The sequence below is a fragment of the Bacillus cereus group sp. BfR-BA-01379 genome (assembly GCF_022663605.1).
GTDB classification, from domain to species: domain Bacteria; phylum Bacillota; class Bacilli; order Bacillales; family Bacillaceae_G; genus Bacillus_A; species Bacillus_A mobilis.
Genome location: NZ_JAKUFT010000058.1, coordinates 1 through 24,138, shown reverse-complemented (window position 1 = coordinate 24,138; position 24,138 = coordinate 1). Strand labels below are relative to the sequence as shown.

Genomic DNA, 24,138 nt, shown 5'->3' with positions numbered 1-24,138 from the left:
TACAAAAAAGAGCTATCTCTTTTCAAAGATAGCTCTAACACACGGATTACTTTTCTACTATTATATTGTCTGTCTTTATAGATACATTTTTCGTGAATCCGCTAACGATAAACATCACAATCATATTCATTAACAATGCAACTATACCTACATTTAAATCTTTTATATATTGAGGGAAACCCGGAAACACCGTAGCTATAGTTGAGCCAGATAAAGTAATATATGCGACCACTAACAACCCAATCCCCATGCCTGCAATTGCCCCTTGTTTCGTAATAACTTGCCGCGGAAACAAACTACATACAAGTGCAGGGAAAAGTTGTGTCACTATGCTATATCCCATTAAAAGAAGTGCTCCTATTGTTTCTCCACCTTTAAAAGTGAACAAAACAGCTACAAGAGTTACTACAGGAACAAATAACTTCGCCACTTTAGCAACTTGTCTGTCTGAAGCTGACGGAACCATTGTTCGGTAAATATTTTTTGCTAATAATGTAGACGCGGCCATGACAAGCATAGAACCTGGAACTAATGCGGTTAAAACTCCCGCACTACCAATAATCCCAATAAACCAAGGATCAAAAGTTTGAAGAGCCAGTCGGAATAATGAAAGGTCTACATCCCCTCCCTTTAATCCAGGAACTTGCAAGATAGCTGCAAAACCTGCAAAGAATACGAAAAGTAAAACTAAAGAATACAGTGGCATAATTGCCGCATTTTTACGAAATACTTTTTCATTTTTCGCAGAGAAAGCAGAAGCGAATGTATGGGGCCACATATAGAAACCGAGAGCTGTTAATACAATAGTAGAAACAAACCAAGAAATGCTCATTCCTTCATCAGGTAAAGATAAAAACCCTGGCTTCGCTGCTTCTACAGCTTCAAACATCGGCTGAAACCCTCCGTAATAATGGTACGGTAAATATATACCTAAAAACATAACGATAAACAGGATCATAATATCCTTCAAAGCGGCCGTCCAAGCAGAGCCGTGTATACCTGAAACCATTACATATATCGTTATGACAATTGCACCAATCCACACTGCAACAACTGGTGATACCCTTCCGTAAGACGCTTCAGAAACGATAATACCTAATCCTTTTAACTGTAAAACAAGGTAAGGGATAATCGAAATAACCCCTATAATAGAAACGATTATGCCAAGTGTCTGACTCTTATATTTCTTCACAAAAAAATCTGGCTGTGAAACAAGATTATGCTCTTTCGCATACTTCCAAACCGGCGGCAATAAAAAGTAAGATAAAATATAAGCTAATGCACCATAACCTAAAATATAGAACGTAGGCGCTCCTTTACTATACGCCCATCCACTCCCGCCTAAAAATGTGAAAGTCGTATAAATTTCACCTGCCATTAGAAGAAAAACAAAAATAGTGCCAAATCCTCTTCCACCAACTGACCATTGCTCTAAATTCATGTCTTTTCCATGTTGTGCCCGAATCCCTAAAAATAGTGCGAGAAACAAAAATAATATAATGATAAGTAATGCGGTCATTTCACATCCCCCTTATTAGCAGGATCAAATACGTACACAAGTCCCATACAAAGAGACGTAATGAGCACTGATAATAATACCCAAAATAATAAAAATGGCATCCCTAATACGTAAGGAGTAACTGAATTAGCAAATATGGGTCCAACAACTAAACAAAAAACTGGAATAAGCGCTAATACGTGTATTTTCTTCATCTCATTCTCCTTTACTTATAAAATTCATAATGGATGATACAAAGACTTCCACTCCAACTGGTAATGCATCTTCATCAATCGTAAAACGAGGGTGATGGTGAGGATATATAATTCCTTTCTCTTTATTTCCCGCTCCGATAAAAAAGAATGTCCCTGGCGCCTTTTGTAAAAACGCTGAAAAATCTTCCCCAGCCATCGTCGGCTGTAAACGAGTAACTCGTTCCCTTCCATAAAGCTGTAATGCTGTTTGCTCAATAACCTCTGTAACTTCATAATCATTTACTACAGGTCGATATCCATATTCATAAGAAAACGTATATTTTGCCTCGTAAGCTTCCGTCACATGCTTCACAATCCGTTCAATCCTTTTCTCTGTTACTTCTCGCAACTCATGCCTTAAACTCCGCACTGTCCCTTCAATCTCCGCTTGTTCTGGAATTACATTATGGGTTGTCCCAGCATGAAATTGCGTAACAGATACTACAAGAGAATCTAACGGATCTGTAAGGCGAGATACAATTTGCTGAAGTTGCGCAACAACTTGTGTACCGATTGCAATACTATCCACTGTTTCATGAGGGATTCCAGCATGTCCACCTTTTCCTTCTATCGTAATTTTAAAAACATCTGGGGCAGCCATTGCAGGCCCATAAATTACACCTATTTTACCAACCTCTAACGCTGCCCAAAGATGAGCACCAATAATATAATCCACACCTTCCATTACACCCGCTGCAACCATTTCCTCTGCACCGCCAGGAAAGTTTTCTTCTGCATGTTGGAAGAGAAAACGAACCTCCCCTTTAACCTTCTCTCTTTCCTCTACTAACTTATGTACAACCCCAAGTAATATCGCTATATGTCCATCATGGCCACATGCATGCATCACACCTGGATATGTAGAAATAAAATCAAACTCATTTTCTTCGTGAATAGGAAGAGCGTCCATGTCAGCACGAACCGCGATGGTTTTACCAGGCTGTTTACCAATTAACCTTGCCATTACACTATATTTAGTAGGTCTTGACACTTCTAAATGCGGGATTTCCCGAAGTATATCGAATACAAACTGTGATGTTTTTTCTTCTTGAAAAGATAACTCTGGATACTTATGAAAATGCCTTCTCCACTCAATCAACTGATTCTTTAATAAAACAAGTTCCTTTGCGACATCCATTTCTCTTCATCCCTTCTTCACTAAGTTAAATGTTATTATAACTTGAATCATTAACTTTTAAAAGAATCTTCTGAATTTTCTATCACTATGACTTAAAAATAAAAAGCCATCAAAAAGATGACTTTTTCATTATTATAAAATAGTGATTGCTTGTTTCCCCATTTGCTCCCAAGCACTCTCAAACTCTGCTCGCGGAACAGCCAAACGCGGATTATTTTTCAGAGGATCATTTACATACACAAAGTTTTGATCATATCCAATTACTACTACACTATGCTCAAAATATGTAATTTTCACTTCGCCAGAGCTTGTATTCCATGTTTCAAAACTACTCTCAGCTAGTGGTTTAAACGTTGTATTAATAATGACCCATACTGGCGACCCAGAACTAACTACTTTATACATATCTTGCACGTCTCTACCTGTTAAATTAACTACTTTTCCAGGAATATATTTTTCTGCTAAATTAAAAATAGGTTGATTATATACACCATATCCCGGCTCTGTCTTCGTATAAATATTTCCAACGAATCCCTCATAAGGATTTCCACGCAAACCATTTTGCTCAAATGGAACACGATGAATCTCGCTAGCAAGTTGCATCTTATCTACTTGTATACCTTTGTATTGCAGCAACATAGCCAAACTTGTAACTTCACATCCACGAGGTAATTCTGGTAACTGTTTTATAAACGGAACATTTTCAATCATAGTCGCTTCTTTCATTTCAGATAGAAACTCTAAACGGAACACTTGCGCCTTTTGCATAATTTTATCTTTCCCTATAAAAAACGCGGCAGCAAATATAATTCCAAAAACAAAAAGATATTTTAACTTTTTCATTTTAAACAAAACTCCATTAATTATTATTTTACAGACATACCTCCTATCATTGTACCTTTCTTCTTACTAGTTTGCTAGAAAGATTCTGTGAATTATTGTTCACAGTTCCACCTTTATAAAATTCTAATTATTTTTAATAAAAAGAAAAAACAATATACTTTTCGAATATTTTTGCTAAAATCTAAATAATTAACATAGTGAAGATATCACCTTGTTAATAAAAACATTCTTAGAGTATTTAGTCATAGTTCGTATTTTTACATACTCCATTCATTTCATAATAAATAAACCGAGTATGTGCCACATCCCCCACTAATGATTAAAAACTCGGAATGAAAATCAATTCCTACATACAAGAAAATAACGAGGTGAGGGGCATATGAATCAACAAGTAGAACAAACAGATTTAAAACGAACAATGAAAAGTAGACACCTATTTATGATTGCACTTGGTGGTGTTATTGGAACTGGCCTATTTATGGGATCTGGTCAAATCGTCCATAACGCCGGTCCTGGTGGTGCTATTCTTGCATTTTTAGTCGGTGGATTTGTTATGTATTTAACGATGTTATGTCTTGGTGAATTATCAGTTGCTATGCCAGAAGCAGGTTCATTCCAAAGCTATGCAAGTAAATTTATTTCACCTGGTTTTGGATTTGTTGTAGGTTGGATGTATTGGTTAAATTGGGCTGTTACAGTTGGGGTAGAGTTAACAACTGTAAGTATTTTAATGAAGCGTTGGTTTCCAGACGTTTCTTCGTGGATTTGGTGTGTTACATTTGCAGCTGCACTCTTTCTTGTAAACGCATTATCAGCAAAGGCATATGCAGAAGCAGAATTTTGGTTCGCAAGTGTAAAAGTCGCAACCATCGTTGTTTTCATCGTACTCGGTGGTGCAGTTATGTTCGGTCTACTAGACTTTAACGGAAAACCAGCGCCAATGCTTCACAATTTCACTGAAAATGGTGGATTATTTCCAAACGGTGCATTAGCTGTTCTTCTTACGATGATTACAGTAAATTACTCCTTCCAAGGAACAGAATTAATCGGAATTGCTTCAGGAGAAAGTGAAAACCCTGAAAAAACAATTCCAAAAGCGATTAAAAATACTATTTGGCGAACTCTCTTCTTCTTCGTCCTAGCAATATCAGTTGTTGTAGGTTTACTCCCATGGCAAGAGGCTAATCTAGTCGAAAGTCCATTTGTACTTGTATTTGATGTAGCTGGTGTTCCATATGCTGCTGATATTATGAACTTTGTCATTATTACAGCAGTATTATCCGTAGCCAACTCTGGGCTATACGCAAATTCTCGTATGCTTTGGGCTATGGCAAAACAAGGAATGGCAAGTCCAGCTTTTACGAAGTTAACGAAAAAAGGTGTGCCATTAAACGCATTAATTTTCAGTCTAATCTTTGCAAGTTTGTCTCTATTAACAAGTATATTTGCGGCAGATACTGTATTTTTAGTTTTAACATCTATTGCAGCTATGGCTGCTGTCGTAGTTTGGATGTCAATCGCAGCTTCACAGTTTTTCTTCCGTAGAAACTTCTTAAAAAACGGCGGAGACATTAACGATTTAAAATATCGCACACCGCTTTATCCAATCGTTCCAATCGTAGCATTCTCACTCAATTTCATTACATTTGTTAGTTTAGCTTTCATCCCAGATCAGAGAATTGCTCTTTATTGCAGCATTCCATTTATGATCATTTGTTACATTTTGTACCAATTAAAATATAAAAAAATTGTCACATTTGAACAACAAATAAATCTAAAAAAAGAAGTAAACTAAATATACAAAATATTCAACTATCTTTCTTATGATAAGATAGTTTTTTTCTATTTCTTGGATATCTTGGTATAACTTTATTTATCTTAAAATTTCCACAATCACGTTTTTTACTGGAAAATGGTTTACAATGTTATCAAGTTACAAATGATATTCACCTTAAAAAGTGTGCATTTGTGTCTATTTTTTAACAATATCACAAAAACTATTGCCATCTATAAATTAATAGGTTTATATTGTTTTATTGGCATAGTTTCAATCCAAGGAGAAAGGAGATTTTCAATCGTGCAACTAAAGAAAACGTTTTGGAAGCTGGCTTCGCTTCTTCCGTTATCATTACTTCTGTTCCTCGGTGGCTGTGATAAGAAACTCGCAGTATTAAATCCGCAAGGACCTGTTGCAAAAGCACAGTATGATTTAATTGTTTGGTCATTCTTGCTTATGTCATTAATTATCGCAATTGTATTCATCTTGTTTACAGTCATCTTGATTCGTTATCGTGAAAAACCAGAGAATATGGACTATGAGCCACCTGATCAACACGGCAACACATTATTAGAAATTATTTGGACACTTGTTCCTGTTATTATCGTTATCGCATTATCGATTCCAACAGTAAAAGCAACTTATGCTTCGGAAGAGGTTCCGGAAGAGTCCAAGCATATTAAACCAGTTGAGATTTATGTTACATCTGCAAACTGGAAATGGTTATTCAGTTATCCAGAGGAAAAAATTGAAACCGTTAACTATTTAAATATCCCTGCTGGTGTACCAATTCAATTTAAACTGACTTCTGTTGGTCCAATGAATGCTTTCTGGGTACCAGAACTTGGTGGTATGAAGTACACAATGGATGGCATGATTATGGATCTTTATTTACAAGCTGATAAGCCAGGTTCTTACCTAGGCCGTAGCGCGAACTTCTCGGGTGAAGGATTCACTCACATGGAATTCGAAGTTGAAGCAAAAACTAAAGAGAAGTATGACAAGTGGGTAAAAGAAGTACAACAAACTGCTCCTAAACTAACAGAAGATAAGTACAACGAAATTGTTAAACCTGGTGTAGTTGGTCGTATGACATTCTCTAGTCATCACTTAAGTTATGTAGATCCAAAATCACTTGAATATTGTGATTACAACTACTACAAAAACAAAAAATAATAGCTATTATTCCAACAGATTGGAGTGAACACAGTGAAGCTTGATGAATTCTTTGTCACAGGTGACCCGATTATTTACGGTGCAGACGCTTCTATCGTTCTTGTGACATTAGCAATCATTTTCGTACTAACAAAGTATAAAAAATGGAAATGGCTTTGGGACGAATGGTTAACAACTGTTGACCATAAAAAGATTGGGGCCATGTATATTATTTCTGCGGTTATCATGTTATTCCGTGGTGGTATGGACGGGTTAATGATCCGTGCACAGTTAACATTCCCAGAAACAACTTATTTAAATGCTGAACACTATAACGGAATCTTCACAACACACGGTACAGTTATGATTCTTTTCATGGCGATGCCATTCGTTATGGGATTAATGAACCTTGTAGTACCATTACAAATTGGTGCTCGTGACGTTGCATATCCGTTCTTAAATGCTTTAAGTTTCTGGTTATTCTTTGTCGGAGCAATGTTATTCAACATCGCTTTCGTAATCGGTGGTTCTCCAGACGCTGGGTGGACTTCTTACTTCCCAATGGCAGGTACAGAGTTTACTTCTGGTGTAGGAAATAACTACTACGCAATTGCATTACAGATTTCAGGTCTCGGTACGCTAATGACCGGTATTAACTTCCTAGTTACTATCTTAAAAATGCGTACACCTGGTATGACTTTAATGAGAATGCCAATGTTTACTTGGTCAATCTTAATTACAACAGTCATCATTATTTTCGCTTTCCCAGTATTAACAGTTGCTCTTGCATTAATGACATTTGACCGTCTATTCGATGCTCACTTCTTTACGATGGCGAGCGGCGGTATGCCAATGTTATGGGCCAACCTATTCTGGGTATGGGGTCACCCTGAGGTATATATCGTTATTTTACCGGCATTCGGTATTTTCTCTGAAATCATTAGTACATTCTCACGTAAGCGTCTATTCGGTTACAGTGCGATGGTATACTCAATGGTTGCAATTTCTTTACTAAGTTTCGTCGTATGGCTTCACCACTTCTTCACGATGGGTGCAGGTCCAGCGGTTAACTCATTCTTCTCGATTTCGACAATGGCGATTTCGATTCCAACCGGGGTTAAGATCTTTAACTGGTTGTTTACACTGTATAAAGGACGTATTCGTTTTACAGTTCCAATGCTTTGGTCATTGGCATTTATTCCAAACTTCGTAGTCGGTGGGGTTACAGGGGTTATGCTTGGAATGGCAGCAGCTGATTATCAGTACCATAACAGCTACTTCCTAATCGCTCACTTCCACTACGTATTAATCGCAGGTACAGTATTCGCTATGCTTGCTGGATTCACATTCTGGTATCCAAAAATGACTGGTCATATGTTAAATGAACGCCTAGGTAAATGGACATTCTGGATCTTTATGAGCGGATTCAACATCTGTTTCTTCCCAATGTACTTCTTAGGTTTAGACGGTATGACTCGTCGTATGTACACTTACTCTGAAAGTCTTGGATGGGGATGGCTAAACCAAATCGCATCTGTTGGTGCGGTAATGATGGGTATCGGCTTCCTAATTCTTTGCTACAACGTAATTTGGAGTGCACGTCACGGTGAACGTGACACAACTGGAGATCCATGGGATGGCCGTACACTTGAATGGGCTACTCAATCTCCTGTACAACATTACAACTTCGCGAAACTTCCTGAAATTAAAGAAGCTGATGCTTTCTGGTTCATGAAAAAACGCGGAGAAACAGTTACACCAGCAGCAGAAGATATCAAACCAATTCACATGCCAAGTAACTCTGGTGTGCCTATTATTGCGTCTGGATTCTTCGGTCTTGCAGGTTTCGCATTAGTATTTAGCTGGTTCTGGCTTGCAGCAATCGGTGGTATTGGTATTTTAGCTTGCTTAATCTATCGTTCATTCGATTATGATGATGGCTACTACGTAAGCGTTGATGAAATTAAAGAAACAGAACATATAGCATGAGAGGTGAAATGATATGGCGGCTTTAGATAAAAGCTTACCTTTGGAATATCAATCCGAGCAAAGCAGATTGAACATCCTAGGATTCTGGATTTTTCTTGGGGCTGAAATTATGCTGTTCGCAACACTTTTCGCCTCTTATCTAGTACTTGCTGGTCGTACGGCAGATGGCCCAACTCCAGCGCAACTGTTTGAACTTAAAACGCTTTTAATTCAAACATTACTACTTTTAACAAGTAGTTTTACATGCGGTATCGTAATTCACGAAATGCGTAAGAACAACCAAAAAGCAATGCTTGGATGGTTCATCCTTACATTACTTTTAGGTGCAGGTTTCCTATTCTTTGAAATTGAAGAATTCATTTTGTACATTGGTGAAGGCGCAACAATTCAAACAAGTGCTTTCCTATCTGCATTCTTCGTTCTTCTTGGAACACATGGTGCCCACGTAACAGGTGGTATCATTTGGGCAATTTGTGTTATTATCCAAATTTTAAAACGAGGTTTAACACCAGTTACAGCTCGTAAAGTATTTATTATCAGCTTATACTGGCATTTCCTTGATCTTGTTTGGGTATTTATTTACACACTAGTTTACTTGAACGGGATGGTGGCGTAAATGAGTCAAAATAACAACCAAGCAAACGGGCATGCGCATAGCGGATTCCCATGGTCACACGTTTTCGGATTTATTTTATCGCTTGCATTAACGTTCCTAGCTTTATACGTGGCACTTTACACAAACTTGCCACTTTCAACGATCTTAACATCCATTATCGCAATGGCTGTTGCGCAAGCGTTGTTACAATTAATTATGTTCATGCATTTAAAAGAAGGCGAAGGAAGAGTTCAAGTCCTTACAATGATATACAGTTTCTTCGTTGCAACTGCAACAGTTGGTTTAACTGTATGGATCTTCTTCTCAATGTAATGTACATGAAAAAGACTGCTGAGGTTTCTCAGCAGTCTTTTTTTATCTCCTCCCCCTATTACATCCACATTACGGAATTAACAACAGAATCATGAAAAATATACTTATTATGACAAATGTTAAGAAAACTCTTTCTTTATGAAATCGAATTCATATGCGTTGCTTTTCTACCTATTATATGGCTAAATAGGTACTATATTTATTTGAAGGGAGAGAACGCAATGGAACATCATACTTCTGTTCTATCACTTATGGTTGTCGTTGCAATCGCGTTTTTGGTTCCCCTTTTGTTACAACGCTTTAAATTAAAAGCACTTCCTGTCGTTGTTGCAGAAATCATCGCAGGAATCTTTGTAGGTAAAAGTGGGTTTAATATTATTGAGCCAGATATGTGGCTTCAAGTCTTATCGACACTAGGATTTATCTTCTTAATGTTCTTAAGCGGTTTAGAAATTGATTTTTCTATCTTTAAACAAAAAGGGAAAAAGAATACGACAAACGAACCAAACACATTCCAAGCAGCAAGCATTATCTTCTTATTTATTTTCATCTTATCTTATGCCCTATCATTACTATTCGTATGGCTAGGATTCGTGGATAATGCAATGTTTATGACTTTAATTATTTCAACTATTTCTTTAGGTGTTGTTGTACCAACATTAAAAGAAAACAACTTAGGAAAAACGGCAATCGGACAAATCATTTTATTAGTCGCTGTTATTGCAGATTTAGTTACAATGATTTTGCTCGCTGTATTCGTCGGATTAAATTCCGAAAGCGGCCAAAGCATGTGGCTCCTTCTTCTTCTATTCGGCGCTGGTATTGTTATTTACTTCGTTGCAAAACGCTTTAAAAACATTCCATACTTAGATAGCTTAAAAGCTGGTAGTGTACAAATTGATACACGAGCTGTTTTTGCACTCATCTTAATATTAGTTGGGTTATCTGAATCTGTTGGAGCTGAAAATATTTTAGGTGCCTTCTTAGCAGGGGTACTCGTATCGTTATTATCACCAAATGAAGATATGGTAGAAAAACTGGATTCCATCGGATATGGTTTCTTCATTCCTATTTTCTTCGTGATGGTTGGCGTAAACTTAGAGGTTTGGTCTATTTTTAAAGAACCTTCTAGTATGCTAATGATCCCAATTTTAATTGTAGGACTCTTTATTTCAAAACTGTTACCATCACTCGTTTTACGAAAATGGTATCCACGTAATATCGTACTAGGAAGTGCCATCTTATTAACATCGACACTTTCTTTAGTTATTGCAGCTGCACAAATTGGTGAAAAACTAGGGATCATTAGTCCAAGTTTATCTGCTTCCCTTATTTTAAGCGCAGTTATTACTTGTATTTTTGCACCTATATTATTTAAAAAAATGTTCCCAAAAGTAGAAACACCAAAACCAAAAGTTTCTATTATTGGCGCAAGCAGAATTACCCTTCCGTTATCACTTGATTTAAAACGAGAAGATTATGACGTAACACTATATATGATGCGTCAAAATAAAATAAATGATGAGGAAGCGAAATCACATGACTTCCCTATCGTAAAATTAGATGACATCACAATCGCTTCATTAACTGAACAAACGGCATTTCATGCAGACCGGGTTGTTGTTGCAACAAGCGATGATGAACAAAACTTATTATTAGCAGAACATGCAAAAGAACTAGGTGTTGAACATGTTATTGCAAGTGTAGAAGATCCACTTCTACAAGAAAAAGCAACGCAAGAACATATCGCCGTATTCTCAACAATTAACTCTACACGCATTCTGTTACGTGCACTAATTGATAAACCGAGTCTCGTGCGCTTAATTACAACTGCAAATGAAACTGTTCGTGAGGTTGAACTACGCAGCAATACATATAACGGTGTTGCACTACGTCGCCTTCCGTTTTTAGGCGATGTACTCGTTATTCAAATTTACCGCGGTAATAAAGCATTAATCCCGCATGGTGATACGAGACTACAACATGGTGATACATTGCTTGTCACAGGTTCAAAAGAACATATTGATACGTTGAAAAACATATTAGAATAAAAAATGCCCCTCACATAATTGAGGGGCATTTTTTTCCATTTCATATGGTAAAATGTTACTATCACATATTATGAGGATGGATCACATTATGTCTATTGTAACTTTAGCTCTTTTATTATTGGCGGAAATACTCGTTGCCATTATTCTCATCGGTGTTAGCATTGAAATTTGTAGTTATGGATGGAAAAAATCGAATGGAATAAAATACTCTTGCCTCTTACTTTCACTCCTTCTCGGAACTGCTAGCATACTCGGACTTTTCGCCGCACCTGCCTATTTCTTTATACAACTAACAGAAAACGCCTTATAAGAAAGGATGTTCATATGATTACCGTGAAAAATATTGAGGGATCTGAAACTTACGTATTACGTCAAAAAATTTTACGCCCGAATCAAACATTAGCAGATTGTAAATACTCTTCCGACTATGAAACAGACACCTTTCACTTAGGCGCATTTATAAACGATGAACTGATTAGTATCGCTTCCTTCTCAAAAGAAATATATCCTGACTTGCTAGCAGGTGCTCATTACCGTCTACGAGGAATGGCCACATTACCTGAATTTCGAAACAAACGTGCTGGAAGCTCCTTAATTCAGAAGGCGGAGCAAGTCTTGCAAGAACGCCAAGCAAATATATTATGGTGTAATGGCCGAATTACTGTAGCTGACTATTACAAGCGCTTAGGCTTCCAAGAACATGGTGAAATCTTTGAAATTGAACCGATTGGCCTTCATAAAGTACTATATAAAAGAATATAAGAAAAGCTTTCCCCACTATGGGAAAGCTTTTCTTATATTTCAATCTTCACTTTTTATTCTCTTCATATATATGTATATAAACAAACTAGGAACTAAAAAACAAGCAAACATAATAAGTCCTGTCATACTAATTTCCTTTATCGAAATATCTGGTGTTACAACGATACAAATAGCTAAAATACCAATAACAATACCTACCGGAATGAATAGTAGCTTCATAAAATAACTACGCGATACTCCGCCCGTATGCTCATACACTTCCACCGAATTTTTTAAGTTTAAAAAATTAATAACTATTATCCCGCACATAAATACCATTAATAAATCTGAAACACTTTCATACCCTGCACCTTGCAAAACGTAGCGATAAAAAACAATACCTAGTATGACGATATTTTGTAAGATGAAAACGAGTCTAATATGTTTTAGCCCCTCAATCATTAAACGTTCATCCTTCACGATTCTCATCCCCTCACTCCTCTTCCTCCCAAAATAAATCATTTAATGTTTTGTCTACCGCATAACAAATTTTCAAACATAAATCTAAAGACGGGTTGTATTTCCCCTTCTCAATTAAACTAATCGTTTGCCTTGTAACGCCTACTTTTTCTGCTAATTGTTGCTGTGTTAAATCTAACTGAACACGCGCGACTTTTATTTTACTTACAGCCATTCATGTTCCTCCTCTACCTTTATTGTAACATATATATTCCATTAAGTAATTTATATTTTACGTATTTAATTTGATTTCCACCTTATTATACACAAAAAAAGGCCTCTCATAAGAAGCCCCCTTTTCTATATTATAAGAATAAATGACATCCAAATAAAATTGTAAATAAGTATAGTAACGGATGTACTTCCATCCCTTTCCCCTTCACAATCTTTAAGACTGGATACACTAGAAATCCAATTGCAATTCCATTCGCAATACTAGACGTTAACGGAATACCAACGAAAATTAAAAATGCTGGTAATGCATCATCAAATTCATTCCAATTAATATCACGAAGACTTTGTGCCATTAAACTACCTACAATAATTAATGAAGGAGCTGTAATAGCGGCTACACTTGATAAAGAAGCAATGACAGGGCTGAAGAATGCCGTTATAATCGTTAGACCGACAACTACAATACCTGTTAATCCCGTTTTACCACCTGCAGCAATACCCGCTGACGATTCAATCGTCGCTGCTGTTGGGCTTGTTCCAAAAATAGAGCCTGTAGTCCCACCAATTGCATCTGCAATAAACGCTTTACCAAAACGTTTCTCAGTATTATCTGTAATTAAGCCTGCTTGTTTAATTAAACCAAGTAATGCACCTGTTGTATCAAATAACAGTACAAGTAAAAATGAAAATACAACGCCATATAATCCGTATTCCATTACATCTGAAAAGGCGTTGATTGGGTTTGAAACGATAATACCCTCTGGTAAATGAGGCATCGCGACAATTTTATCCTCAAACTTCAGTTGCCCTGTAAAGAAAGCGATAACTCCCGTCACAATCATACTAATAAATAATGCACCGCTCACACGCAATGCCATTAATACCGCCGCTAATATTAAACCAATTAAAGTTAAAATAACGGCTGGAGAATGAAAATCACCAATCGTAACTAAATTAGATGGATGATCAACGATAATTCCAGAAAGGCGTAATCCAATAAAAGCAATAAATAGTCCAATTCCACCTGCAATTGCATGTTTTAAACTATCTGGAATTGCGACAATTAGCTTTTGCCTAAATGAAGTGAAAGATAATAAAAGAAAAATGATACCCGTTACAAATACTGCTGAAAACGCAATGACATATGTAATCCCCTCTGCCTGTTGAACAACAGAATAAGCAAAATACGCATTCATTCCCATAGCTGGAGCAATAACAATTGGATAGTTAGCTAAAAACGCCATACATAGCGTCCCTACAACCGTCGCAATAATAGTTGCTGTAAAAGCTTGATCAAATGGTACACCTGCATCAGATAATATTTTCGGATTGATGACAAGAATATACGCAAATGTAAAAAAAGTTGTGATGCCAGCTAAAAGCTCTTGCTTCACAGAAGTGTTATATTTTTGTAATTGAAACATGGTTATGTACCCTTCCTACATCTGAATTATTATCACACATTCTTTTTCTTACTAGTATGTGAGAAAATATAATACTTAATCTTAACAATCAATAAAAAGAAGAGTCAATATATTCACTAATAGTTCGAATTTTAAGTTTAAGTCTGACAAGTACAGATGTAGTACAGTTAATCATGTTTATTTTTGTAGCATAACAGATGGAAATGTTTTATAATTTGAAATAGTTAAATATTTAGTAAACGCATTCAAATATCGTTCACTCTACAAGGAGGATTCTTCTCATGCAGCACACAAACAAATCTGAAACTTTAAATCGAGGTTTAAAAGAACGACATATTACTTTAATGTCACTCGGTTCAGCTATTGGCGTTGGACTATTTTTAGGATCTGCCTCTGCTATTAAACTAGCTGGCCCTTCTATTCTACTAGGTTATATGATCGCTGGACTCGTTATTTTTTTCATTATGCGAGCACTTGGAGAAATGGCAATTGAACAACCTGTTGCCGGTTCTTTTAGTAAATATGCTTCTGATTACCTTGGACCATTAGCTGGCTACATTACCGGTTGGAACTACTGGTTCTTATGGGTTGTTACTTGTATGGCTGAAATTACAGCAGCTGGCATTTACATGCAGTACTGGTTCCCAGATATCCCGCGCTGGACTTGGGCGTTACTCGCTCTATTATTAATGAGTGCTTTCAACTTCTTGTCCGTAAAAGTATTTGGAGAACTTGAATTTTGGTTTGCTCTCATCAAAATTGTCACAATTATCTGTATGATAATTATTGGAGCTGGGATTATTTTATTCGGATTCGGAAACGGCGGTATCGCTACTGGTATTTCAAACCTTTGGTCACATGGTGGCTGGTTCCCAAATGGTTTTTCTGGGTTACTACTCTCCATGCAAATGGTGTTATTCGCTTATTTAGGCGTTGAATTAATCGGTGTTACAGCTGGTGAAGCTCAAAATCCGAAAAAAACACTCGCAAAAGCTATCGATAACGTATTTTGGAGAATATTACTGTTCTACGTTGGGGCTCTATTCGTTATGATGGCAATTTATCCATGGAACGAACTTGGTGAGAAAGGAAGTCCATTCGTTTTAACATTCCAGCAAATCGGTATCGCAAAAGCAGCAGGGATTATTAACTTTGTCGTATTAACAGCAGCTCTTTCTTCTTGTAATGGTGGTTTATTTAGTACAGGCCGTATGCTATTTACATTAGCTCAGCAGAAAAAAGCTCCTGAAAGATTCGGTCGTTTAAATAAAAACGGCATTCCAAGTCAAGGTATTGTAGCAACAGCTATCGTTTTACTCATTGGTGTTATATTAAACTATCTTGTGCCCGCAAAAGTATTTACATGGCTCACTAGTATTTCAACTTTCGGAGCAATTTGGACTTGGGGCATCATATTAGTCGCTCAAATTAAGTTCCGTAAAGGATTGCAAACTGATAAAAAGGACAAGCTAACATATAAAATGCCTTTACATCCATTCAGTTCATATTTCTCACTCGCTTTCCTTGCACTCGTATTAGGTATAATGGCGTATTCAGAAGATACAAGAATTGCATTAATTGTTGGTCCTATTTGGCTTATTGGTTTAGCTATCGTGTATTATATGAAAGGGTTTCATAAAATTGATGAAACACCTAATTCAAAAATTAGTTAAACAAAACATCCCTTCCTTATTAATTGGAAGGGATGTTTTTATATCTATATAAATATTTCTCAACAAAATTCACGGTATTTTTACAATTTTTTAATATTTTTTACGTTTTCTGTCTTTATTTTTTCAGAAAAATAAATTACATTATTAAAGCACATATATTTATTATTAGGGGGATTCTTCTATGAAGAATAAAAAATGGATTACATTTTCTTTAGCAACAGCAATTACACTAAGTATAGGAGCTTCGTTCATTCCGTCTACTTATGCCGAAAGCTCAGTGGACCCAGCTCCTGAAATTGCTGCAAAAGTTGTAAATCAAAATAACGGGAAGAAAGTATTATTCGATAATACACACGGTCAAACTGCCGGGACAGCTGACTGGGTTATTGATGGTGGCTTTTCTGATTTTGGAAACGGCATTGCCCAAAACGGATATCATGTAAAAGAACTACGTAAATCAACACCGATTACATACGAAGATTTAAAAAACTACAATGTGTTTATCGTTCCAGAAGCAAATATTCCTTACAAAAAATCTGAACAAGATGCTATGTTACAATACGTGAAAAATGGCGGTAGTATCTTCTTTATTGCAGATCATTATAATGCAGATCGTAACAAAAATCGCTGGGACTCTTCTGAAGTATTTAATGGATATAGACGCGGTGCATGGGATAATCCTGCAAAAGGAATGTCTAGTGAAGAAGGAAATTCACAAGCTATGCAAGGAGTAGAAAGCTCTGATTGGCTATCTGACAACTTCGGTATTCGCTTCCGCTACAATGCAATCGGTGATGTTTCTGCTAAAAATATTGTGTCACCTGAACAATCATTTGGCATTACAAAAGGTGTTTCATCTGTAGCAATGCATGCTGGTTCTACCCTAGCCATTACAAATCCAAAACTAGCAAAAGGACTTGTTTATCTTCCAGAAAACCCATCAAAATGGAATAATGCTGTTGATAGCGGTGTTTATAACGGCGGTGGTGTTGCAGAGGGGCCTTATGCCGCTATCGCTAAAGTAGGACTTGGGAAAGCTGCCTTTATCGGTGACTCCTCTCCAGTTGAAGATGCATCACCAAAATACGTTCGTGAAGATTCTGGCCAAACGAAGAAAACTTACGATGGTTATAAAGAAGAAAACGATGCTATCTTACTAGAAAATATCGTAAATTGGCTATCGAATAAAGAAACATTTACAAGTTTGGATCAAGTAAATGGTTTACAACTTGATTTACCTACCACTTTACAAACATTTGAGCAACCAAACTTATCAACTGAGCCACAACCTGAACCTTGGAGTGCGCCAAATGCAGGTTATCAATGGTTTAATACAAACACTTTCAAACCAGGTTCATACGGTTATAACGGTGCTGTAACAGCAAACGACTACGTAGTTACACACCCTAGCACTCTACCAAACAATGAAGTGTTCCAAATGAAAATTCAAGTAAATAACTTATTACCAAACACAACATACAATAATTACTCTTTAGGTATATTCACTACTGGCGGTACACAAGTAGCAAAAGTTCAAAATACAAATGGTACTTGGCCATCTGCTTTCGGATATAGTAGTGCATTCTCTTTCACAACAAACAGCTTAGGTTCTGCTGAGAAAATTGTGAACGTACAAATCGATTCAAATACAGCTGGACAAGCAACGCTTCGTCTACGCCAAAATACAACAGCGAAATATAGTGAAACTGTAACGATTAATAAGAAATAATGAAAAAGGCAATCCGGATATGGATTGCCTTCTTTCTATTTCTCTTCTTTTGAGAAAAACATCCTTGAAATAACGATACCTATACTACCTACTATTAAGAATAACACTGCCCTAATCATCATCGATACTTCTGGTAAGTCCAAAAGGAATAGTTTCCCTATCGTTACGACTAACACGACTAAGCCGGCATACAATATTTCATTCATATTTTTATTCCGTCCAAGCCAAACTGCAAATAATGCATATACCATCCATAATAACGATACCGATACACTTATTATACTTCCATCTGTAGAAAGCACTTCACCGACCCTAGTAATTGCAATAAATACGATAACCATAAACCAATAGAGTGCTATAGAATAAACATATTTTCCAAAGCTCCTTAACACATCTTTCGCTTGTTTCATGCAGTAATAAAATGTACCTATTAAAATAAGATGAGCAACAAATCCAGATGAAAGGAAATGATCAAACGGGCTAAAAATAGTCTGTATCATTCCAATCGCGTAAATCGTCGCACTAACATACAATTTCACCTGTTGTTTTACTTTAATAGCAGTCACCATACCGAGGAAACCTTGTAATAATAATACAATCGCTGCATTCACTAAACTATACTCATATAAAATCGCTAAACTAAATGCACCCATTGCGAAACCAAATAAAAGATTTGTAAATGTAGAATGTTGATTCTTCCTATATTCAAACACGAACATAATAGCGTGCACGAGTGCGCTAATCATTAATCCCCATGTTGTAAATTCAGGTATTTTTGAAATGGCTAATATAAAGAAAACTGCATTCGCACTAAATATCGCCAAACGGGGTTCTACTATAAAACTTCTCTCCGTAAACATATGCCAAAATAATAGTAAGTGAATCAAACCATAAACAACTGTTAACTGTATTTGCAAATCCTCTACTAACATTGACATAATAGCAAAGAAGACAAAAAGGACAATAGCAGCAACAACATAAGAAATCATATATAAATACTGATAACGATTTTTCAGCGCATACCATAACAAGCTAAGTGTTAGTATCGTCTCATATCCAAAGAAAATATAAGGATTAGGAGTCGTACTATTTAATAAGAATGGTACGAAGAAAGCTCCTACCGCTACGAAGATAGTAAGATATTCCGATTGATACCTCTTCGCTACATAAATACCTAAAATGACCCATGCAATATTACATACAAACGCAACACTTGCTGGAATAAATCCATATAAATAATGTGCCGCAAATGTCGTTAAAACTATACCCGTAATACTTCCTCCTGCTAATACTAAACCCAACGCTTGCCGCTCTCGTTTAATTTGAATATCCCCTATATAATAAAAAACGATTGATAGGACAATACCAAACACAATTCGTATTGCTGGTGTTAATAATCCAGCATCTACCCCTGCTTTAAATAACCATATTACTCCAAGTAACATAATGCCAACAAATATGCGTGGTAACCAAGTTTGGCAAAGCTTAATAATATTAAATGGTTCTGGTTTAAAAGCAGATATATCCACTTGTTTTATCTCACGTTCTTGCACAGGCTCTTTTATTGTAACTACTTCTTCTTTTTGCTTTTCCTCCATCACCGTTTCAATATATTCTTTCTTTTCCTTCCTAACATGTTGCTGAGCATTTTCTACTTCTATTTCTCTTTGTTTTGCTTTCAATTCAAAAAGTGCTTCTTGCATCGTTTCAATTGTCGTTTCGAGTGCTTCTATTTTCTTATTTAAATCTTTCTTCATACACTCCCCCCTCATCACCCATTCAAAATCTATATATTACCAATTATCTTTATCATACTCTTAGTCTATTCATTTTCAATACCATTTTTCCAAAAAAAGGTGTTTTCCGAAGTAGGAAAACACCTTTTTACTCATTTGTTCTTATTTAAAACGCTACTCACGATAACGCCAATACAAACACCTATAATAGCTGGAACAATCCACCCAACACCTTCTGTATAAAACGGAATGTATTTCAATACTGGTGTCCACTGATTCATCATCACATTTTTATTGAAAATATCGATTGCACTAAATACCGCTACAATCCCAACTGTTACTGCATATACGTATGCATACTTTCCAATATACTTATGGAATAACCCTAAAATAATAAGCGTTAATGCAACTGGATAAATAAACCCAAGAATCGGTACTGATACTTTTAAAATTTGTGTTAATCCTAAATTAGCTAAAATCATACTAACAAAACTTAATATAAATGCCCAAACTTTATAAGTTACTTTCGGAAATGCACTTGCGAAAAATTGACTACAAGATGTAACAAGTCCAATTGAAACACATAAACACGCGATCGTAAAAATAAGACCTAATAATACGACCCCACCTTGTCCAAATAACGTCGTCATCACTTGTGCTAATACGTTCGCCCCATTATCAAACGTACCTAACGAACCGCTAATTGAACCAACATATCCAAGTATGACATAAATAATAGATAATAATAGTCCTGCACCAATTCCAGCAATACTCATATATTTCGCTAAACTTTTATCATCTTCAATACCTTTTGCGCGTAAAGCATTTGCAATAACAATCCCAAAAATTAAAGCTGCTAATGCATCCATCGTTAAATACCCATCTAAAAACCCTTGGAACATAGGAGCTTGTCCATAGTTTCCAGCAGCCTCTTTCACACTACCTACTTGTGTAAACATGCTCTTTATAAAGATAAGGGCAATCATACCTAATAATAACGGTGTTAAAACCTTTCCGAACAACCCCATTAATTTAGACGGTGATAAACTTAACCAGTACACAATACTAAAGAAAATAACCGTGTAACATAATAAAACTACGCTTCCCGCTTCTGTGAAGAACTGCCCTGGTCCCATTTCAAAAGCTAAACTTCCTGCACGTGGTATACCAAGACCTGGTCCAATAAATAAATACACGATACATGGAAAAATAATAGCAAATGAAGAATGAACTCTACCCGCTAACGTTTGAAAGCTTCCCGCTTTCGCAATCGCGATAACACCCAATATAGGAAGACCTGTTGCTGATATAATAAATCCTATTAACGAAATCCACACATGTTCTCCTGCTTCATACCCAAGGAAAGGTGGGAATATAAGATTCCCCGCTCCAAAGAACATCGAGAATAACATAAGACTAATCAGTAAAATTTCTTTTTTCTGTAACAATTTCATTTATTTCTCCTTCTTTAATCTCATCTTTTATGAAATCAATTTCACAAAAAAAAAGTGCAATAACCCGCTTCCTTACAAAGAAAACATAGTCCATAGTCTACCACAAAAGAAACACCCATTCTATAGCTATATCTCTTTTCCAATTTCTTCTGAAAAATCAACCTTTCCCCGCATTAACGGGCAGTAAGACTCCCTTCTAATAATTAAGCTGATAACCAGATATCCAGAGGGAGTCAAACTGCCCTTAAAAGCCCGATTCGTGCAACTAATACTCATGTTAGAATGAAATCTTCAAACACGAGTAAAGCTTCACTTCATTGACTTATAATAGTTAATAAGGTAAAATATTAAATATACAAAATTATTAACTTTGTTTTTGTTTGTGTCAGGAGGAAAATAACATGGAATCAGCGATACAACTAGAAAAAGAACAACAAAGAAAAAAGAAACATCCTCCAGGTTTATACTTACTCTTCTTTACAGAAATGTGGGAAAGATTTAGTTACTATGGATTACGAGGATTATTAACATTATATTTAACGACAGCTTTAGTAAGCGGTGGTCTTGGGTTTAGTCCTGCATGGGCACTCTCTATTTACGGATTTTATACTGGAGCCTGTTATTTCACACCAATGATTGGTGGATACTTAACAGACCGTTTTCTAGGTAGACGAAAAGCGATCACAATTGGTGGTATAACAATGGCAATCGGTAACCTTACACTATTTGCCATGCAAAACCAAGTCGGCCTATACCTCGGATTAGCGCTTATTATTATCGGTAATGGATTCTTCAAACCGAATATCTCTACACTGGTTGGAGAATTATACGAAGAGAATGATCCAAAACGTGATAGTGCATTTACCATTTTCTATATGGGTATTAACGTCGGGTCATTTTTAGCTCCACTCGTTTGCGGATTTTTATCAGAAAATTTATTCAAAACAACAGTTGATGGCGTTGTACATTACGGATTCCGTTACGGTTTCTTAGCCGCTTCAATTGGAATGATCATTGGACAAATTTTATTTACAACATTATCAAATCGCTTCCTTGGTGATATTGGTAAAAAACCAACTCGCGATTTGCAAACAACAGATGGACAACCATCAGTAGGAGATACACCGTTAACAAAAAAAGAAAAACAACGTACCGCAGTTATCGTCATTTTAACATGCTTCGTTGTCTTCTTCTGGGCTGGCTTTGAACAAGCTGGTAGCTCATTAACATTATATACAAACAAATTTGTAGACCGCTCTGTGTTCGGATGGGAAGTTCCAACATCTTGGTTCCAATCGGTCAATCCATTATTTATTATTTTACTTGCTCCAGTCATTTCAGCATTATGGGCAAAACTTGCAACTCGCAAGCGCGGGGATTTAAAAATCCCAACTAAAATGGGACTTGGTATGATCTTGCTTGGTATCGGTTATATCATTCTCGTTATCGCTACATTAAAAACAGGTAGTGATGAACATAACATTACAGAAAAAGCAAACTTACTATTTATCGTCTTTACGTATCTTTTCCATACGTTAGGTGAGCTATTCTTATCACCTGTTGGACTATCAATGGTTAGTGCACTTGCCCCAGTAAAACTTGCTTCTTTATTAATGGGAGTATGGTTAGCAAGCTCAGGAATTGCTAACATTTTAGGCGGACAACTTGCAAGCTTCACAACTTCACTTGGATATGCTGAAGTATTTACAGTAATCGGAGCTGTAGCAATTGTATTAGGTTGTGTTTTATTACTAATTTCTAAGAAACTAGTGAAATGGATGGATTAAAAAAAGATGAGGGGATTTCCCTCATCTTTTTTTATTTCTTCGCCTTCGTTCCTACTAAATCACCAGCAACAACGTAACGCTTAGAATTATCTTTCACAGATACACATGTAATAAGCGTTATTTCATCTTTCCCATGATCCTCAACAACTTCCCACTTATCAGGAGTTACTTCAGATACACCAGTAACCGCATATTCATATTCGTTTTCATTATCATACAAATAAATTTTGTCACCTTTTTTTAAAGAGGCTACATCACTAAATAAAACACCTTTTTTAGACATGTTATGTCCTGCTAATGCATAATTGCCTTTTCCCATTACTTGATTTTCTTTTACTGTTGCTGCACCTGATAATAGGTTTTTCTCAGTAGAAGATTTTAAAACAGGAAGTTCTAATGAAACACTCGGAATCGAAATACGACCAATTACTTGTTTCTTATCTAATGATGCATTCGCTACTTCTGCCAAGTCTGGTTGATCAATTTTCGAAGCATCTACAAATTCCGTCTCATGTTTTTCATAATCCATCTTTTGAACAGCCTGCACATTTTCAGTCTGTTTCTTTTCAGCCTGATATCCATCATAAAATGGCTTTCCGATTAACACACCACCTACAACAAATAGAAGGATTGCTACTATACTATAAATTCTTTGCTTATTCATATACAATTCCTTTCCCTTACAAAATCTTACTCTATATAAAATGATAAGATAATATTGCTATATGTACAAGTGTAAGCTAAAAAGAAACCTTCTTGCCGATGCAAGAAGGTTTCTTTTTAAGCGATTTTATTTCGATATAAGGATACGTGAAAAATTGTCATTTGAATAAAGAACATACTAAATACAATATATATTGGATATGCAGGAACATATAGATTAACAATTGGAGAAAGAGTTAAAAAACCAACCGCACAAGGCAACACGTACCATAGTGACATAAATGTAGTACGACAAGCCTTTTCTGTAATTGCCTTTTCCCGCTCATCCTCTTGAGGAAATAATAGCGGAAACATCCAATACGAGAGCTCTTTATATTTTTTCTTTTGAATTTTATAAAGAACAGTCGATACAATACCAAATATTAAAAGTAATCCTAGCGGCATTAAACTCAGTGAAATTTCAGATGGTACTCTCTCCGTTTGAATAAAATTAGCGACTTCAATAGTAAAATAATACAACTCAATAAACGCCCAACCTGCTAATACCATTAAAAGTACATTTAGCATATAAGAAAATACGAGTCTATTCATCCTCTTTCCCCTCC

22 protein-coding genes are annotated in these 24,138 nt (G+C 36.1%); 11 read left to right on the top strand and 11 right to left on the bottom strand.

The genetic code is table 11. The annotated features are described in order from the left end of the window. Positions 1–46: 46 nt before the first annotated feature. From MR113_RS19680 to MR113_RS19665, 4 genes are all read right to left on the bottom strand, one after another. Positions 47–1,519: a sodium:solute symporter family protein gene (locus tag MR113_RS19680; protein ID WP_242256343.1), complete on the bottom strand. Its 1,473-nt coding sequence runs from the start codon at positions 1,517–1,519 to the stop codon at positions 47–49. Then, positions 1,516–1,713, bottom strand: a complete 198-nt coding sequence (locus MR113_RS19675) for a DUF3311 domain-containing protein (protein ID WP_061676314.1) — start codon at positions 1,711–1,713, stop codon at positions 1,516–1,518. Before MR113_RS19675 ends, MR113_RS19680 begins: the two co-directional genes overlap by 4 nt. 1 nt (position 1,714) lies before the next feature. Beyond that, positions 1,715–2,890, bottom strand: coding sequence for an amidohydrolase (locus tag MR113_RS19670; protein ID WP_242256341.1), 1,176 nt, complete (start codon positions 2,888–2,890; stop codon positions 1,715–1,717). A gap of 132 nt (positions 2,891–3,022) precedes the next feature. Then, positions 3,023–3,733, bottom strand: coding sequence for a C39 family peptidase (locus MR113_RS19665; RefSeq protein ID WP_242256339.1), 711 nt, complete (start codon positions 3,731–3,733; stop codon positions 3,023–3,025). A 379-nt stretch (positions 3,734–4,112) separates the two neighbouring features. On the opposite strand from MR113_RS19665, the gene MR113_RS19660 reads away from it, so the two are divergent. The 8 genes from MR113_RS19660 (at position 4,113) to MR113_RS19625 (ending at position 12,395) form a co-directional block, all read left to right on the top strand. After that, positions 4,113–5,528 carry an amino acid permease gene (locus MR113_RS19660; RefSeq protein WP_242256337.1) on the top strand — a complete coding sequence of 472 codons (1,416 nt, stop codon included), beginning with the start codon at positions 4,113–4,115 and terminating at the stop codon, positions 5,526–5,528. A gap of 282 nt (positions 5,529–5,810) precedes the next feature. Next, positions 5,811–6,686, top strand: coding sequence for a cytochrome aa3 quinol oxidase subunit II (locus MR113_RS19655; protein WP_001176180.1), 876 nt, complete (start codon positions 5,811–5,813; stop codon positions 6,684–6,686). A gap of 33 nt (positions 6,687–6,719) precedes the next feature. Beyond that, entirely contained in the window at positions 6,720–8,654 is a 1,935-nt protein-coding gene (gene qoxB, locus MR113_RS19650; RefSeq protein WP_063263754.1) for a cytochrome aa3 quinol oxidase subunit I, read from the top strand. Positions 8,655–8,667: 13 nt separating this feature from the next. Continuing rightward, positions 8,668–9,270, top strand: coding sequence for a cytochrome aa3 quinol oxidase subunit III (gene qoxC, locus MR113_RS19645; RefSeq protein ID WP_063263755.1), 603 nt, complete (start codon positions 8,668–8,670; stop codon positions 9,268–9,270). Continuing rightward, positions 9,271–9,582 (top strand): cytochrome aa3 quinol oxidase subunit IV, encoded by a 312-nt coding sequence (gene qoxD, locus MR113_RS19640; protein WP_063263756.1) that lies wholly within the window; start codon positions 9,271–9,273, stop codon positions 9,580–9,582. A 221-nt stretch (positions 9,583–9,803) separates the two neighbouring features. Next, the gene (locus MR113_RS19635; protein WP_242256335.1) at positions 9,804–11,633 is read left to right on the top strand and encodes a monovalent cation:proton antiporter family protein; all 1,830 of its coding nucleotides are present in this window, start codon (positions 9,804–9,806) and stop codon (positions 11,631–11,633) included. A 52-nt stretch (positions 11,634–11,685) separates the two neighbouring features. Beyond that, positions 11,686–11,943: a DUF4022 family protein gene (locus MR113_RS19630; protein ID WP_000926994.1), complete on the top strand. Its 258-nt coding sequence runs from the start codon at positions 11,686–11,688 to the stop codon at positions 11,941–11,943. Between the two features lie 14 nt (positions 11,944–11,957). Further along, the gene (locus MR113_RS19625; RefSeq protein ID WP_242256333.1) at positions 11,958–12,395 is read left to right on the top strand and encodes a GNAT family N-acetyltransferase; all 438 of its coding nucleotides are present in this window, start codon (positions 11,958–11,960) and stop codon (positions 12,393–12,395) included. A 39-nt stretch (positions 12,396–12,434) separates the two neighbouring features. Here the strand turns inward: MR113_RS19625 and MR113_RS19620 are convergent, their stop codons facing one another. The 3 genes from MR113_RS19620 to MR113_RS19610 form a co-directional block, all read right to left on the bottom strand. Further along, a complete protein-coding gene (locus tag MR113_RS19620; protein ID WP_048541796.1) occupies positions 12,435–12,863 on the bottom strand; it encodes a hypothetical protein in 429 nt (142 codons plus the stop codon). 4 nt (positions 12,864–12,867) lie between these two features. Continuing rightward, positions 12,868–13,068 (bottom strand): helix-turn-helix transcriptional regulator, encoded by a 201-nt coding sequence (locus MR113_RS19615; RefSeq protein WP_000301181.1) that lies wholly within the window; start codon positions 13,066–13,068, stop codon positions 12,868–12,870. A 130-nt stretch (positions 13,069–13,198) separates the two neighbouring features. Continuing rightward, positions 13,199–14,491 (bottom strand): NCS2 family permease, encoded by a 1,293-nt coding sequence (locus tag MR113_RS19610; protein WP_048541793.1) that lies wholly within the window; start codon positions 14,489–14,491, stop codon positions 13,199–13,201. Positions 14,492–14,772: 281 nt separating this feature from the next. On the opposite strand from MR113_RS19610, the gene MR113_RS19605 reads away from it, so the two are divergent. Together MR113_RS19605 and MR113_RS19600 are read left to right on the top strand one after the other, a co-directional pair. Next, a complete protein-coding gene (locus MR113_RS19605; RefSeq protein WP_242256331.1) occupies positions 14,773–16,164 on the top strand; it encodes an amino acid permease in 1,392 nt (463 codons plus the stop codon). A 181-nt stretch (positions 16,165–16,345) separates the two neighbouring features. After that, positions 16,346–17,893 carry a DNA-binding protein gene (locus tag MR113_RS19600; protein WP_242256329.1) on the top strand — a complete coding sequence of 516 codons (1,548 nt, stop codon included), beginning with the start codon at positions 16,346–16,348 and terminating at the stop codon, positions 17,891–17,893. A 35-nt stretch (positions 17,894–17,928) separates the two neighbouring features. Here the strand turns inward: MR113_RS19600 and MR113_RS19595 are convergent, their stop codons facing one another. Together MR113_RS19595 and brnQ1 are read right to left on the bottom strand one after the other, a co-directional pair. Further along, entirely contained in the window at positions 17,929–19,650 is a 1,722-nt protein-coding gene (locus tag MR113_RS19595) for a DUF2339 domain-containing protein (protein ID WP_242256327.1), read from the bottom strand. A 131-nt stretch (positions 19,651–19,781) separates the two neighbouring features. Beyond that, on the bottom strand, positions 19,782–21,083 hold the full coding sequence (brnQ1, locus tag MR113_RS19590) for a branched-chain amino acid transport system II carrier protein BrnQ1 (RefSeq protein WP_242256325.1): 1,302 nt from the start codon (positions 21,081–21,083) through the stop codon (positions 19,782–19,784). A gap of 401 nt (positions 21,084–21,484) precedes the next feature. Here brnQ1 and MR113_RS19585 point away from each other — a divergent pair, with 401 nt between their 5' ends. Then, on the top strand, positions 21,485–22,870 hold the full coding sequence (locus tag MR113_RS19585; RefSeq protein ID WP_000443134.1) for a peptide MFS transporter: 1,386 nt from the start codon (positions 21,485–21,487) through the stop codon (positions 22,868–22,870). A 31-nt stretch (positions 22,871–22,901) separates the two neighbouring features. On the opposite strand, the gene MR113_RS19580 is transcribed toward MR113_RS19585, so the two are convergent. Together MR113_RS19580 and MR113_RS19575 are read right to left on the bottom strand one after the other, a co-directional pair. Next, positions 22,902–23,534 carry a class A sortase gene (locus MR113_RS19580; RefSeq protein WP_071721043.1) on the bottom strand — a complete coding sequence of 211 codons (633 nt, stop codon included), beginning with the start codon at positions 23,532–23,534 and terminating at the stop codon, positions 22,902–22,904. A 116-nt stretch (positions 23,535–23,650) separates the two neighbouring features. Next, positions 23,651–24,124 carry a DUF2178 domain-containing protein gene (locus MR113_RS19575; RefSeq protein WP_242256323.1) on the bottom strand — a complete coding sequence of 158 codons (474 nt, stop codon included), beginning with the start codon at positions 24,122–24,124 and terminating at the stop codon, positions 23,651–23,653. Positions 24,125–24,138 lie beyond the last annotated feature (14 nt).

Coding starts and splice junctions, on each gene's coding strand:
- MR113_RS19680 (WP_242256343.1), bottom strand. CDS start 1,519: ATGACCGCATTACTTATCATTATATTATTTTTGTTTCTCGCACTATTT.
- MR113_RS19675 (WP_061676314.1), bottom strand. CDS start 1,713: ATGAAGAAAATACACGTATTAGCGCTTATTCCAGTTTTTTGTTTAGTT.
- MR113_RS19670 (WP_242256341.1), bottom strand. CDS start 2,890: ATGGATGTCGCAAAGGAACTTGTTTTATTAAAGAATCAGTTGATTGAG.
- MR113_RS19665 (WP_242256339.1), bottom strand. CDS start 3,733: ATGAAAAAGTTAAAATATCTTTTTGTTTTTGGAATTATATTTGCTGCC.
- MR113_RS19660 (WP_242256337.1), top strand. CDS start 4,113: ATGAATCAACAAGTAGAACAAACAGATTTAAAACGAACAATGAAAAGT.
- qoxC (WP_063263755.1), top strand. CDS start 8,668: ATGGCGGCTTTAGATAAAAGCTTACCTTTGGAATATCAATCCGAGCAA.
- qoxD (WP_063263756.1), top strand. CDS start 9,271: ATGAGTCAAAATAACAACCAAGCAAACGGGCATGCGCATAGCGGATTC.
- MR113_RS19635 (WP_242256335.1), top strand. CDS start 9,804: ATGGAACATCATACTTCTGTTCTATCACTTATGGTTGTCGTTGCAATC.
- MR113_RS19630 (WP_000926994.1), top strand. CDS start 11,686: ATGTTACTATCACATATTATGAGGATGGATCACATTATGTCTATTGTA.
- MR113_RS19625 (WP_242256333.1), top strand. CDS start 11,958: ATGATTACCGTGAAAAATATTGAGGGATCTGAAACTTACGTATTACGT.
- MR113_RS19620 (WP_048541796.1), bottom strand. CDS start 12,863: ATGAGAATCGTGAAGGATGAACGTTTAATGATTGAGGGGCTAAAACAT.
- MR113_RS19615 (WP_000301181.1), bottom strand. CDS start 13,068: ATGGCTGTAAGTAAAATAAAAGTCGCGCGTGTTCAGTTAGATTTAACA.
- MR113_RS19610 (WP_048541793.1), bottom strand. CDS start 14,491: ATGTTTCAATTACAAAAATATAACACTTCTGTGAAGCAAGAGCTTTTA.
- MR113_RS19605 (WP_242256331.1), top strand. CDS start 14,773: ATGCAGCACACAAACAAATCTGAAACTTTAAATCGAGGTTTAAAAGAA.
- MR113_RS19600 (WP_242256329.1), top strand. CDS start 16,346: ATGAAGAATAAAAAATGGATTACATTTTCTTTAGCAACAGCAATTACA.
- MR113_RS19595 (WP_242256327.1), bottom strand. CDS start 19,650: ATGAAGAAAGATTTAAATAAGAAAATAGAAGCACTCGAAACGACAATT.
- brnQ1 (WP_242256325.1), bottom strand. CDS start 21,083: ATGAAATTGTTACAGAAAAAAGAAATTTTACTGATTAGTCTTATGTTA.
- MR113_RS19585 (WP_000443134.1), top strand. CDS start 21,485: ATGGAATCAGCGATACAACTAGAAAAAGAACAACAAAGAAAAAAGAAA.
- MR113_RS19580 (WP_071721043.1), bottom strand. CDS start 23,534: ATGAATAAGCAAAGAATTTATAGTATAGTAGCAATCCTTCTATTTGTT.
- MR113_RS19575 (WP_242256323.1), bottom strand. CDS start 24,124: ATGAATAGACTCGTATTTTCTTATATGCTAAATGTACTTTTAATGGTA.